This is a genomic window from Paenibacillus sp. JNU01 (assembly GCF_059130585.1).
This window is the reverse complement of record NZ_CP169723.1, coordinates 3,714,609-3,727,207: the sequence shown is the minus strand read 5'-3', so window position 1 is coordinate 3,727,207 and position 12,599 is coordinate 3,714,609. Positions and strand designations below refer to the sequence as shown.

The following is a 12,599-nucleotide window of genomic DNA, read 5'->3' as shown; positions in this document are numbered from 1 at the left end:
ATGAGAATAGAGTATTTTACCTGCGTTGCGGTTTCCCACACTAACCCTCGCTGCCGCTCTATAATCATTCGTTAGGCATAAGTTCTGCCTGTAATGGGTTAACCTATGCTACAATGGCAACAGTATGTATGAATCAAGGAGATGAACTGAACGTGGCAGAAGCAAACGCAATTAATGAACAAGAAATGATGCAGTATATTGCAGATAAAACGAAGGCAAGCCAGGCGAACATCGCCCTTGTACTGAAGCATGAGCAAGCGTACATCAACAAGGCGCATGAAAATGCCAAAGGTAACGATGTGGATATTGACGGCGATGATCTGGCTGACTACATCCTTAGTCGCAAAGATGTGAAGCTGGATGAGTTGACCGTAGAAAGCATTTTGGATGCTGAGATGGACTACTTGATGGACAAGGGTCACGCGGGGTACGTCGATTAAGTTCAGCGTAGGCAAAGTTTAACGAACCTGACACGCCTTATTCAGGTATTTCTCGCTCGATTGGAAATCTAACGAATCTCAGATACGTTATTCTCTGGATTCTAGGGCTTTTCGGTGCAATTGCAGTATTTGTGCGGAACTTGCGTGTCTGAGATTCGTTAGTTCGGGGAATAAGCACTTTTAGCCGAAATAAGGTGTTCTGTTCTGGGTTCGTTAGCGTGAGTGATCACAAGGGCAACGGCGAGGCGTTAAATGGCTGTTCCAAAAGTAACATTTCACATGCGCAGCCTTAAACATGCTAAGTTTAAGTCTAAGTATCGTACTGTAAAAAAGACCTCAACTCCACGTTACTGTGGTGTTGAGGCCTTTTTTTAGATTGTAGTGACAAGGCATCCCTTGGGGGATACTTGTCGGTATAACTCCTACAGTTTACAGCTTCTTATTGACCCATCATACCGCCATCTACGGTGTAGAGGGAAGCTGTTACATAGGATGCTTCTTCGGACAATAGGAAGTTCATTACCGCAGCGACTTCTTCCGGTTCACCGTAACGGCCCATTGGAATGGCAGATACCGTAGCAGATTGATAATCTTCCACGTTGCCGGAATTAGCTTCGATCTGGCGCATCATGCGGGTATTGATTGTGCCTGGCAATACAGCGTTAACCCGGATATTGTAAGGTGCCAGTTCATTGGCAGCGGTACGTGTGAGGCCAACTACGGCATGTTTGGACATAATATATGGAGATACGGCAGGTGCGCCCATCAGACCCGCAAGGGAAGAGGTATTTAGAATCGCACCGGATTTTTGTTTTTTCATAACAGGAATGACATTTTGCAGACCCAGGAATACGCCACGAATGTTGACGTTATACACGGTGTCGAGTGCTTCAACACTCAGGTCTTCGATCAGTCCTGTTGGGCCTTCAATGCCGGCATTATTGGCAAAATAATCGATTCGTCCAAACGCATCCAGTGCTTTTTGCACATAGTTTTTCACGTCTGCTTCCTGGGATACGTTCGCTTTTACAGCGATGACGTGTTCCTTGTCGAGGTTCAGATCGGTGATCGTCTGCTGGATGGCTTCTTCATTCAGGTCAACCAGTACCAGATTGATTTTGCGCTCTGCGAGACGGCGTGCCAATTCTTTACCAATGCCTCCGGCTGCTCCTGTAATAACGGCTGTATGTGTATACGATGTACTCATGAATGATTCGCTCCTTATTCATTATTGGCAGGTATTTTAAAAAAAGTTTCAACCTGTCGTCTATCTTTCCTGTCTCAATGTTAAGATATACATAGCCATGTGACAATAATCATTGACAGCGCATATGTCAGCTATCGGACAGAGATGTAAGCGGTGTTCATTTAGTTTACAATAATGAACAAAGGAGGCGAAAATGTTGATTATTGAACATCCTCAGGACCGGAGAGCACGAAGAACGCAGGATGCCATCATCGCTGCGGCGGTTTCTTTGATATTGGAGAAGGGAGCGGATGCCCTCACCATCCGGGATATTACGGAGCGGGCGGATTACAACCGTGGAACCTTCTATTTACATTTTCCCGGCAAACCGGAGTTGTTGCAGTTCATTCTGGATGATTTCATGCAGGGGGTAGGACAGGCTTATGCAGCACCATATGCACAGCTCAAAGAAGTGGATATGACTGCATTGCTGCCATCCACGATGCCGGTATTTGAATATATTGAAGCTCATCAGGATATTTTCCGCGCATTAATGACGATGCATTCCGATATGGGTTCCCGGCTGTGCAATATGTTTAGAACGTATTTAACAGAGGATTTTGTACTGGTGACCGAAGATAGCGAACACACGATTAATTACGACATCATGTTAAGTTATCTGGTATCTGCTACGGTGGGCGTGATTATGCACTGGGCGGAGATTGGGTTCAAATATTCTGCGCATTATATGGGAGAGCAGCTTACGGCACTGATCAACATCAAACCGACCCGTCTGCTGATTGAACCAGGGCAGAAGGGTCGGACGATTCACGAGCGTATGCTGTTGGATTAAGGGTCGAATAGAAGTTTTGTTCTATATAAATTGAACTAAAGAATATTTACACTGCACACTTCGATGACAGAACAACCTTCCGATCGCTGTTATCCCCAGATTTTTTTGATTTCTTTTATAAAGATTAAATCCGGGGATAGCGTATGCTTCCGATGTAGCTTTCTTACAGAAAGCTTGTAGGCGAATGCTCCGCTTCTTCAGGTCCTTTCTGTCCTCTCCGTTTTGTGTAAATGTTTAGTTTAATTGATATAGATGAAGGAATCCAATTCGATTATCCGGTCATGGAGGCATTAGCGGCCTGTTGCATCTGAAGCAGCTGTTCGCGAATCAGGACCGACTCTCCGATCATGATCAATGCCGGATTATTCACTTGATGTGACAGGGCTAGGGAATGAAGTTCGGCAAGTGTGCCGGTAATAATGCGTTCCTCCGAAGTGGTTCCCCTTTCGATTAAAGCCGCAGGGGTGTGTCCACTTTTCCCATGGTGAAGCAATTCATGTTGGATCTGGGGGAGTTGGCTAATGCCCATATAGATGACCAGTGTATCCACGCTATGGGCGAGCAGGTCCCAGCGAACGGAAGATACACTTCCGTCACTGCCGGTTCCCGTGACACATGCAAACGATGAAGCAATCCCGCGATGGGTTAACGGAATAAGGGAGGAAGCGGATGTACCTACAGCTGAAGTGATGCCGGGAATGATCTCGAATGCAATCCCTGCTTCTGCCAGCACAAGCGCTTCTTCACCACCACGGCCAAAGATGAACGGATCGCCACCCTTGAGTCGTACGACTTGTTTGCCTTCAGCTGCATGTGCAGCAAGCATCCGTCCAATCATCTCCTGACTCATGGAGTGAAGCCCTGGGGCTTTGCCGCAGTAGATGCGGAGTGCTCCGACGCGAGCCTCAGCGAGCAATTGATCATTCACAAGCCGATCATACATAATGACATCTGCGGACTGAATACGTTTCAGGGCTTTTACCGTAATCAGATCCGGATCTCCAGGGCCAGCGCCAACGATACTAACCAAGCCCCGGCTCATGATCGTGTCCCCAATTTCGGTGCCGCATCGGAACTTGCCAATCCGGAACGACCACCCTGAATGGTTGCCAGTTTGGTTGATAGCTTCACTGGTTTCCCCCAGTGATGGGCAGCATAAAGGCCGAGGCCTGTAAATGCAGCTCCGCCAATGAGGTTACCCACCAACACCGGGATCTGATTCCACAGCCACCAGTCAGCGACACTGACCTGTGCACCGAGCATCATGCCTGCCGGAATAACAAACATATTCACCACAGCGTGCTCAAAACCTTGGGCGAAAAATATCGTAATAGGCAGCCACATCGCTACGATTTTACCTAGGGTTGATGTGGATGTCATCGCCATCACGGCCCCGAGTGTGACCATCCAGTTACATAGAATGGCCTTGATGATCACCAGAACAATGCCTGCTCCGCCCAAATGCTGATATCCTAATGTTTTAGCTTCACTGGTCTGAATCAGCGTTTGAATGAGTGGGTTGCTCATATCCGTACCCATCTTGGTAATGGTCAGTCCGTATAAAAGAGCATAGAATGCACATCCAAGCAGATGACCTGTGATCACCCAAAAATAATTTCGGAGCATATCCATCCATGTAATTCTGCGTTTCATCAGTGCGAGTGGGAGCATCGCAAAGTTTCCTGTCACCAATTCAAGGCCCAGCAGAACAATAATGACGAATCCCGCGGGGAATATCAGTGCACCTGCCAAACCAACTGAAGTTTGAGTTACAGCGGTATATGCCAATGTGGTTGCAAAAGCAAGGATAGCCCCTGCCAGAAAACCGCGGATTAGCATCTGTACCCGATTCATTCTGGCTTTGCTCTCACCAGCTTCGAGCATCGATTGCAGCACTTCTGCAGGTTTAACAAAATCCATAGCGCACGCCTCCTTGATGTCAGAGTATCTTTAGCATTTAACCCGCAATTGTGATATAAATTTCTCCACTGTTGCCGTCTACTTCTGTTTTGTAGGTGTTCAGACAGCCCTCATCCGGCTCATGTACCTTACCGTTACGCAGATCAATCTTCCAATCATGCAAAGGACAATGAACCGCTGTCCCGCATACCATGCCTTCCGACAGCTTGCCGCCCTTGTGAGGGCAGCGATTCTCGACGGCGTGCAGACTCCCGTCGCTCAGTTTGAAGACTGCAATTTCGGTATCCTGTATCAGGAAAGTCCGTGCACCCTTTTCATCAATATCCGCCAAGTGTCCAATCCGGAATTTGTTCATCGCTGTTCCTCCTCTTCTAGTGAGTTACCGGCTCGGCACCGGACAGTGGGGTGAAGTTTTTACGCAATTTCTCGTCTTCAATGATTTCTTTCCAAGGATCAACCGTGTGACCCAGCGTAACTTCCAGACGTTCGACCAGAGCGAGACGTACATCCCGATCCGCCAATGCTTCCTTCACATGTTCCAGACCTACCCGTTCAATCCATGCCGCTGTTCTCTCATTCCATTTTGCGTTCTCTCTATAATATTGCAGGTAAGAGTAGGTCCACTCTTCCACTTCCGCATCGGTCTTCACTGTGCAGAGCAGCTCGGCTGTGCGAACTTTAACTCCGGCGTTACCACCAACATGAATCTCCCATGCACCATCGATGGCGACAACACCCAGATCCTTGATGGTCGCTTCCGCACAGTTCCGCGGACATCCAGATACAGCAAGTTTCACTTTTGCTGGAGCAACCATTTTATCGAGTTTTTTCTCCAGACGAATGCCCATCTCGATGGAGTCCTGTGTACCGAATCGACAGAATGTATTGCCAACACACGTCTTCACGGTACGAAGTGCCTTACCATAACCGAAACCGGAAGGCATATCGAGCTCTTCCCAGATCTTCGGCAGGTTCTCTTTCTGTACTCCGAGCAGATCGAGCCGTTGTCCACCCGTGAACTTCACCATCGGAACATCGTATTTCTCTGCGACAGTTGCAATCTTGATCAATTCAGCCGGGGAAGTAACACCACCATAGATCCGTGGAATAACGGAATAGGTACCGTCCTTCTGAATGTTGGCGTGATAACGTTCATTGGTGAATTTGGATACACGCTCATCCCTGTATTCAGCCGGCCAGATCATACCGAGATAATAATTCAGGGACGGACGACACTTGGAGCAACCTTCCGGTTCATTCCAACCGAGAACGTTCATCACTTCCTTCACGCTTTTGAGTCCCATTTCCTTGATTTGTGCAACAATCTCATCCCGATCATAGGAGGTGCAGCCACAGATGCCTTCTTTGGTCTGTTCGCCTACATTATCACCGGCATAATACGTGAGCAGGTTTTCGATAATCGGTTTGCATCCACCACAAGAAGCGGAAGCTTTGGTGCAGGACTTGATGGCACCGAGCGTATTACAGCCTTTATTCAGAACGGCATCTCCGATGGAAGCTTTGGTAACACCGTTACAACCACAGACGATTTCGTCATCTGGCATACTGGCCATACGTTCTGCGACAGATGGACCAGAGCCTGAAGCGCCGGAAGGTACGCCGAGCAAAATTTCTTTCTCACGGCCGCTAATGTTCTCGCCACTTTTAATGAGGGAAAACAGCGATGCGCCATCTGTGGTATCCCCGAACAGTACGGCCCCAATCAGCTGCCCATCCTTGATTACCATCTTTTTGTACACACCATCAACATCATCCTGAATGCGAATGCTGCGCGTATCTGCAGCGTCTTTGAATTGTCCGGCAGAGAATACGTCGACTCCGGATACTTTCAGTTTGGTGGAAGTTACTGAGCCTGCATATCCTTCAGTGGCGGCACCAGCCAAGCGTTTCGCGAGCACCATACCTTGTTCATATAATGGAGCAACCAGTCCGTAGGCAATACCGCGGTGTTCTGCACATTCGCCGACGGCAGAGATCCCAGGAATGCTGGTATGCATATAATCATCTACGATGACACCACGATTGACATCCAGGCCGGCATTCCGAGCCAGTTCGATCTGAGGACGAATCCCGACAGCCATGACAACCAGGTCAGCTTCAAGTACGGTCTGATCCGTGAAACGAATGGCTTTCACTCGATGCTTGCCTGTGATTTCTTCGGTATGTTTATTCAAAAGGAACTTCATGCCCTGCTCTTCAAGCTCCCGCTGGAGCATCAGCCCTGCTGGCAGATCCAGATTCCGGTCCATCAGATGACCGTTAATGTGGATGACCGTGACGTCCATGCCCAGATTGAGCAGCCCACGCGCTGCTTCAAGTCCTAGCAATCCGCCTCCAATGACGGCAGCTTTGCGATATTTTTGTGAGGCTGCCATCATGGTCTCGCAATCTTTAATATCGCGGAAACCGATCACGCCTTCCTTGTTGGCACCGGGAAGTGGCAGGATGAACGCTTGTGATCCGGTTGCCATAATCAGCTCATCATAGGCTGCGCGTACACCGTTCTGAGATACAACTTCCTTGCGCTCGGTATCGATCTGAACAACCGGGTCTCCCGGGTATACCTGAATGCCGTTATCTTCGTACCAGCTCCACTCGTTGATGACGATATCTTCGATGGATGTTCCGCCAGCCAATACAGAGGAGAGCATGATGCGGTTGTAGTTGGGATGCGGCTCTGCGCCGAAGACTGTAATTTCATAAGCGTGCGGAGCGAGCTTAAGGATATGTTCGATTGTACGAATTCCCGCCATGCCATTACCGACCAATACCAGCTTTTTCGTTGTACTCATTATGATTAGCCCCCTTAGGTCCATTGTGCGAACTGCCTCGAAATCTTGTCTCTAAAATCGAAAAAGCCTGTTATGCCTCGGAGGACTGCGCATATACATACGCATCCCTTGCTCCGAGATTGCAAAACAGGCTTCATTGCCGTTTCAACCAGCTACGCCGTTGTAACTGTGATTGATTCAAATATGGAGTTGTTATGGCTTAACTATAAAAGATCGATCTAACCATGTCAATATAGTTGACACAAAAAAGTATTTGAAATTTAAAGTTAATTATGTTTACATGAGTTTATTGGAACACGAATGATCGAAGAGGTTTTAAGGATATATATTCATGAAAATGAATGTTTTAGTGAAAAATAGTGTGGCAGTAACAACAAAAAGCATAGAAAACGTGTCATGATTAGTGTTTCATTCTTTTGGGCCACTAGGACGATCCTTCATGATTGTTGTATTTATTACTTCGGAATCATTTATAAAATCAGATTGATTTGCGCTTTTGTCAGGTAATATAACATATATAGCGCTTTCATGTGTTAATGTCTTAAATAACACGATTCTAATTATACGTAATCAGGGAGGGATTGCTCCATCATGCGATCTTTATTGGTCATCCGTATACAATCAACGATAGCTGATTCGTCCGATGCAATCCCTCTGACACCGGAGAGGCTGCTGGGAGCGAACGGGTACCATGTACAGGTGGCAGGCAGTGAGGCGGAAGCGGTGAAGCTGGCTCGTGCGGCGGAAGCATCCATCTTGCATCTGTCGCTGGCTGACGTGGAGTACTGGGTGAACTGCCTGGGAAAGGGAAAGTCGGATTCCCCGCTGCTCTGGTGGTGCGCGCCAGACACAGCCTCTTCCTCCGCAGACTCCTGCGAGATCGAAACTTCATTTGATGGAATACTTACCCCTTCCATGACCGGGTCGGAGATCCATTGGACGCTTCACTTTGCAGCCCGGCGCTATATGGAACGCAAGCAGTGGGAACAGGAACGGAAGCAGTTGCAATCCAGGCTGGAAGATCGGAAGTGGATTGATATGGCGAAGGCCATCCTTAGTGATCTGAAGCAGATTTCCGAGGCTGAAGCCTATGACCTGTTACGCAAGAAAGCGATGGATGAACGCAAACGGATGGTCGATGTAGCCACAGCCATTGTGAAGGCGCATCAACTGCTCCAGTCTTAATTGGAAGGAGGATTCTCCATGGATATGTCTCAGATACTCCGAGAGGTTGGACGTGGGAAACGAGGCTCGCGTGATCTGAATTATACAGAGGCACTGACCGTTGCAGAGAAAATCCTGAAACAGGAGGTTTCCCCTGCCCAGACGGCTGCCTTTCTCATGGCTGAACGAATGAAAATGGAAAACGTCGAGGAACTGGAAGCCTTTGTTCATGCATGTCGTAACAGTGCGGAACGTTTCTCCGTTTTTCAGGACGGATTGGACTGTGCTGGTCCCTATGACGGGCGGACGAAGTCGTTCATGGCCACGTTTCCGGTTGCATTTGTACTCGCGGCAGCCGGGTTGCCTGTGACTTTGCACGGGAGTGATCCTTTACCGCCCAAGTGGGGCGTTACGCTGTCGGTACTGTTGAAGGAAGCAGGAATAGATACGGGTAAGATGGATCGGGCAGATGCCCAAGGCGCTGCGCTCCATTCAGGTGTCATGTATGTATCCTCCGAGGAGTGGTGTGAGCCTCTTCGCAAGCTTCGTCCGTTACGGGAAGAGCTGGAATTCCGCACGGTGTTTAACACAGCAGAGAAACTCATTGATTATAACCATTCACCGTATCTGGTGTTTGGTGTGTTTCATAATACCTTTCTGGATCGGATTGCGAAGCTGCTTACCCGGTTTAATTATCGTCGTGCTTATGTGGTGCAGGGAATGGAAGGTTCTGAGGATCTGTATATTGATCGGCCAACCCGCGTATACGCCGTGGAAGATGGTGATATGAAGCTGGAATTGGTTGATCCTGCAGCCTATGAATTGGATATGCCCGTACCGGAACTGGTCTGGACGGCTGCGAAGCAGCTGGAAGTGGCGGAAAGTGTATTAAGCGGTGACGGTCATATTGCTTTTGTGAATCAGGTTCTGTTAAATGGAGGATTCCGCTTGTACGCAGCGGGGCGTGTCAATTCCATCGAAGAGGGCATATACACTTGTCAGGGATTGCTGGAGAGTGGTGCGGCATATCGTATTTATCAACAGTGGTGTGTCTCCATGGGTGGCGAACTGCCGGATAACAGGGCGGTATCCATTTATCCGGCATCGTCCAGGTAACCCTTGGTTCAAGCTTGTGCTTGTTTAGCGTATTTTTATTCCCAAGGATAAGTAACGGTCAGGAAGTCAGCGAATTTCTTGCTCTCTTCCCGCCGCCTTTTCCGCATGGCCGCCCGATCCGGAGCGGTCTCGTATAGTTTCTTCTCTTCTTCCGTCTCTGGGATAATGCGGGGTACGATCAGTTTGCGATTATTTTCGTCCAGGGCCACAAAGGTCAGAAAGGCAGTCGCCGCGATTTTTTTCTCTCCGGTCTTCAGATCCTCACGAATCACTTTCACAAAAATCTCCATGGAACTGCGCCCGGTCCACGACGCGAACGACTCCAGCGTAACGGAATCTGTTGGGTTAATCGGGTACAGGAAGTCTACTGAGTCGGTTGATGCGGTAACGGTATTGACCCGGCATAGCTTGGAAGCGGCAATGGATGCGATATCATCGATGTAGGACATCAGCTTCCCGCCGAACAGGGTGTTGTGATTGTTGACATCGGTTGGGAACACCCGTGCCGTCTTAAAACAACGCGTTTCGCGTACATACTTTTTCTCCACCTGATCCATCTCCGTAGGTTTCGGTATTTCTCTCATGCTTGTTCCTCCTTACAGTATGGCTGCTGTGACATTTCATTTGAGGTGTTGCAGGGTCTTTTTTGATCTGTTATCCCTAGTATAGGTGTCGGTCAGAACCATATTCAAATGAAGTTGGACTACAAAAAAACCGCCAGGCGCGGACCGGCGCGCTGGCGGTTTACTGCTGTATATTAAGCCTTGGGCTTGAAAATGCCGGACGGTTTGCCGATTGGCAAGAACGCATAGCCGAAGTGAGCGTTCAGTACCGAAGCACCTGTACCATACAGGGACACAATTCCGATCGCCATTTCAGCGTATGCTGCAATGGTGTGGAAAATGTGAGGAGCTACGCCGAAAGCGTCAAAGGTCAAGCCAAGGAACAGGAAGTCAATCAGAATGAAGATGATCAGCAATACTTTATTCGCTTCAATCGCACCGATGGTCATGAACAGGGTGAATACAAGGTATCCGGCAAAAGCAAATCCGAGCTGCTTACCATCGGCCTGTTCCGCAAGCGTGGAGCCAAATACGCCCATTTTGATCATCCAATTGGCCGCCATGGCGAACCAGAAGAATGCGTACGCACCAAAAGCGGTTGTGCCAAAGGTATTGTTGCGTTTGGAATCTTGAATGCATGCAAATAACTGGGCAAAGGCGCCCAGGAAGATTGCCCAAGGAATAGCGTAGCTAAGTCCATCTGTGATGCCAAGCTTTTGGGAAGAAGCGACCAGGGTTACGATAGCCAACCCAAATAATCCCATTGCGCTGGGATCGGCGTTAACAATTTTGACTTTAGTCTGTGAATCGGTCTGCATGTTGATGATAAGCCTCCAATAATATCAAATCAGGATTAATGGCCGTCGTTGGCCGTCCTCTAAATTACATCATTTGTATCCGCCGGGTCCGGACACACACATCGCCCTATTGTACCTGAATGACCCCATTATGGAAAGGGATTTTATTACCTTTTGAACCAATAGACTTTTTGTTTTTCTAATATACACATTTACGACACAATCCATTCTGGCCGTGAATGATGAGGTCGGATATAAGAATAAAGCCCTCGTGATTACGCTAAAATTGCGTCATATCAGCCATTTTCGGATAAGCACTTGTATGATAAAATATTCTTTATCAAAAAATGGAGAAGAATACAAAACATCCTTGTCTCCTATGCCATATGTTAATCCCACTATAGATTGACAGGAAAAACTAAAATGGTTCACAGAATAAGGAGGTATCAGGGGTTATGGTTATGAGTTTGGATTTGAAAAATAAAATAGAAAAGGCCAGACATAACCTTTATATGCTGGTAGAGCATAACAAGGGTGGTCTTGGACATCCCGATGTGATTCGGCAGTCTATGGCATTGGACGAATTGATTAATGAGTATAACCGAATTAGCCGAAACCATTCACGGGCCTGAACCCGAAGGGATTTTAATTTTATATACAGAACGAATCACATAGATAAGTGACACTTGATCGTACAGACGGGCATGAATATAGCCGGTATGGACAGCCTCAGTTGAAGAGGCGGTATCCTACCGGCGTCATATTCATGTCCGTTTGTTTTTGTTGCCACAGTCAATATCTATCTGTCTAATGCAGCATTCGTTTGGCTTCCAAATATAGAACCTGTACGAATTTTTTCGTATTGATGCGTGTCTGGGACAGGGAAGGTTCCACGTTGTTTTGCAGCTCCAGCATTTTCTTGCGAATTTCGGTGAAATCAAAAAATTTGGATGCATAGTTCTCAAACTTGGGATGTGTATAATCGGTTAATCCAAGAGACACCACATGGCTCAGTGTCTGGAAGATGGCTCTGCGAACCCGTTGTTCCGATGCCTTAATCTCCTTGTTAATCTCTGCGATTGAAGCGTTCTCTCCCAACTTGCGGATCGCTACGTTATGAAAGATGTCTTTGAGAGACGGGAACATATAGGGGGACAGCTTATGCTCATCGGTCTCTACCTGCTCCAGATATTCCAGCATGTCCAGCAGATCCCTGCTGCCCGCTTCGCCGATCATGCCCATCTCGGACAGCAGGAAGTGTCCTGCTGTTGTAATGGTTTTGTCCGGAACCGGAGCGGTAGTACGCTCATTCAGATGCAAACCGGACAATCCCTGCAACGTCCGCTGAATATCTGCGATGGATTGCTGCATTCGAACCCTTTCGCTGACCAACCGCAGAACAGATAGGATCTCCAATCGGTTAATGGGCTTTGTAATATAATATTCAATGCCTAGCGAATAAGCTTCGCCGATCATATTTTTCGATTCGATCTGGGAGATCATGACGATCTTGCCCTCGAACCTTCCTTCGAGCGCCCGCACGGTCTGAATCCCGTCTCGTTGTGGCATCAGCAGATCAATCAGCAGGACATCCACTTTATGCAGTTCCATCAGTTCCGCGTGAATATGTGCTCCGTCCTCAGCTTCCCCGGCAATATCGCCAAGGCCTTCATCCTCAATAATATCCATCAGCATGGAACGAACGCCAGGATCATCATCCACGATAAAATAACGCATGTCAGTCATT

Annotated in this window: 13 protein-coding genes; 5 read left to right on the top strand and 8 right to left on the bottom strand. The window is 47.9% G+C overall.

The window, feature by feature from the left end:
* Positions 1-185 precede the first annotated feature (185 nt).
* On the top strand, positions 186-440 hold the full coding sequence (locus NLBNIHML_RS16190) for a hypothetical protein (RefSeq protein ID WP_124116914.1): 255 nt from the start codon (positions 186-188) through the stop codon (positions 438-440).
* Positions 441-879: 439 nt separating this feature from the next.
* Here the strand turns inward: NLBNIHML_RS16190 and NLBNIHML_RS16185 are convergent, their stop codons facing one another.
* A complete protein-coding gene (locus NLBNIHML_RS16185) occupies positions 880-1,647 on the bottom strand; it encodes an SDR family NAD(P)-dependent oxidoreductase (RefSeq protein ID WP_076332059.1) in 768 nt (255 codons plus the stop codon).
* A 193-nt stretch (positions 1,648-1,840) separates the two neighbouring features.
* Between NLBNIHML_RS16185 and NLBNIHML_RS16180 the strand changes: the two genes are divergently transcribed.
* Entirely contained in the window at positions 1,841-2,479 is a 639-nt protein-coding gene (locus NLBNIHML_RS16180) for a TetR/AcrR family transcriptional regulator (protein ID WP_339238669.1), read from the top strand.
* A gap of 271 nt (positions 2,480-2,750) precedes the next feature.
* Here the strand turns inward: NLBNIHML_RS16180 and cobA are convergent, their stop codons facing one another.
* From cobA to nirB, 4 genes are read right to left on the bottom strand one after another with little or no spacing between them, the layout of a single operon-like run.
* Positions 2,751-3,521, bottom strand: coding sequence for a uroporphyrinogen-III C-methyltransferase (cobA, locus tag NLBNIHML_RS16175; RefSeq protein WP_494352299.1), 771 nt, complete (start codon positions 3,519-3,521; stop codon positions 2,751-2,753).
* Positions 3,518-4,399 carry a formate/nitrite transporter family protein gene (locus NLBNIHML_RS16170; RefSeq protein ID WP_494352298.1) on the bottom strand — a complete coding sequence of 294 codons (882 nt, stop codon included), beginning with the start codon at positions 4,397-4,399 and terminating at the stop codon, positions 3,518-3,520. Before NLBNIHML_RS16170 ends, cobA begins: the two co-directional genes overlap by 4 nt.
* Positions 4,400-4,436: 37 nt before the next feature.
* Complete coding sequence (gene nirD / locus NLBNIHML_RS16165; RefSeq protein ID WP_074092734.1) at positions 4,437-4,754, bottom strand: nitrite reductase small subunit NirD; 318 nt, start codon at positions 4,752-4,754, stop codon at positions 4,437-4,439.
* Between the two features lie 16 nt (positions 4,755-4,770).
* Positions 4,771-7,212 (bottom strand): nitrite reductase large subunit NirB, encoded by a 2,442-nt coding sequence (gene nirB / locus NLBNIHML_RS16160; protein ID WP_494352297.1) that lies wholly within the window; start codon positions 7,210-7,212, stop codon positions 4,771-4,773.
* Between the two features lie 591 nt (positions 7,213-7,803).
* On the opposite strand from nirB, the gene NLBNIHML_RS16155 reads away from it, so the two are divergent.
* A complete protein-coding gene (locus NLBNIHML_RS16155; protein ID WP_339238665.1) occupies positions 7,804-8,397 on the top strand; it encodes an ANTAR domain-containing response regulator in 594 nt (197 codons plus the stop codon).
* Positions 8,398-8,415: 18 nt separating this feature from the next.
* Positions 8,416-9,492: an anthranilate phosphoribosyltransferase gene (locus NLBNIHML_RS16150; RefSeq protein ID WP_494352296.1), complete on the top strand. Its 1,077-nt coding sequence runs from the start codon at positions 8,416-8,418 to the stop codon at positions 9,490-9,492.
* A gap of 35 nt (positions 9,493-9,527) precedes the next feature.
* Here the strand turns inward: NLBNIHML_RS16150 and NLBNIHML_RS16145 are convergent, their stop codons facing one another.
* Together NLBNIHML_RS16145 and NLBNIHML_RS16140 are read right to left on the bottom strand one after the other, a co-directional pair.
* Positions 9,528-10,040, bottom strand: coding sequence for an acyl-CoA thioesterase (locus tag NLBNIHML_RS16145; protein WP_124116913.1), 513 nt, complete (start codon positions 10,038-10,040; stop codon positions 9,528-9,530).
* A 209-nt stretch (positions 10,041-10,249) separates the two neighbouring features.
* Positions 10,250-10,873, bottom strand: coding sequence for an acetate uptake transporter (locus NLBNIHML_RS16140; protein WP_091012490.1), 624 nt, complete (start codon positions 10,871-10,873; stop codon positions 10,250-10,252).
* A gap of 434 nt (positions 10,874-11,307) precedes the next feature.
* On the opposite strand from NLBNIHML_RS16140, the gene NLBNIHML_RS16135 reads away from it, so the two are divergent.
* The gene (locus NLBNIHML_RS16135) at positions 11,308-11,484 is read left to right on the top strand and encodes an aspartyl-phosphate phosphatase Spo0E family protein (protein ID WP_339238663.1); all 177 of its coding nucleotides are present in this window, start codon (positions 11,308-11,310) and stop codon (positions 11,482-11,484) included.
* Positions 11,485-11,659: 175 nt separating this feature from the next.
* On the opposite strand, the gene NLBNIHML_RS16130 is transcribed toward NLBNIHML_RS16135, so the two are convergent.
* On the bottom strand, positions 11,660-12,589 hold the full coding sequence (locus NLBNIHML_RS16130) for a response regulator (protein WP_339257904.1): 930 nt from the start codon (positions 12,587-12,589) through the stop codon (positions 11,660-11,662).
* Between the last annotated feature and the right edge of the window lie 10 nt (positions 12,590-12,599).

Excerpts from the sequence above, each read along its gene's own strand:
- NLBNIHML_RS16140 (WP_091012490.1), bottom strand. The coding sequence starts at position 10,873 with ATGCAGACCGATTCACAGACTAAAGTCAAAATTGTTAACGCCGATCCC.
- cobA (WP_494352299.1), bottom strand. The coding sequence starts at position 3,521 with ATGAGCCGGGGCTTGGTTAGTATCGTTGGCGCTGGCCCTGGAGATCCG.
- nirD (WP_074092734.1), bottom strand. The coding sequence starts at position 4,754 with ATGAACAAATTCCGGATTGGACACTTGGCGGATATTGATGAAAAGGGT.
- NLBNIHML_RS16180 (WP_339238669.1), top strand. The coding sequence starts at position 1,841 with ATGTTGATTATTGAACATCCTCAGGACCGGAGAGCACGAAGAACGCAG.
- NLBNIHML_RS16155 (WP_339238665.1), top strand. The coding sequence starts at position 7,804 with ATGCGATCTTTATTGGTCATCCGTATACAATCAACGATAGCTGATTCG.
- nirB (WP_494352297.1), bottom strand. The coding sequence starts at position 7,212 with ATGAGTACAACGAAAAAGCTGGTATTGGTCGGTAATGGCATGGCGGGA.
- NLBNIHML_RS16130 (WP_339257904.1), bottom strand. The coding sequence starts at position 12,589 with ATGCGTTATTTTATCGTGGATGATGATCCTGGCGTTCGTTCCATGCTG.
- NLBNIHML_RS16170 (WP_494352298.1), bottom strand. The coding sequence starts at position 4,399 with ATGGATTTTGTTAAACCTGCAGAAGTGCTGCAATCGATGCTCGAAGCT.
- NLBNIHML_RS16190 (WP_124116914.1), top strand. The coding sequence starts at position 186 with ATGATGCAGTATATTGCAGATAAAACGAAGGCAAGCCAGGCGAACATC.
- NLBNIHML_RS16185 (WP_076332059.1), bottom strand. The coding sequence starts at position 1,647 with ATGAGTACATCGTATACACATACAGCCGTTATTACAGGAGCAGCCGGA.
- NLBNIHML_RS16135 (WP_339238663.1), top strand. The coding sequence starts at position 11,308 with ATGGTTATGAGTTTGGATTTGAAAAATAAAATAGAAAAGGCCAGACAT.
- NLBNIHML_RS16150 (WP_494352296.1), top strand. The coding sequence starts at position 8,416 with ATGGATATGTCTCAGATACTCCGAGAGGTTGGACGTGGGAAACGAGGC.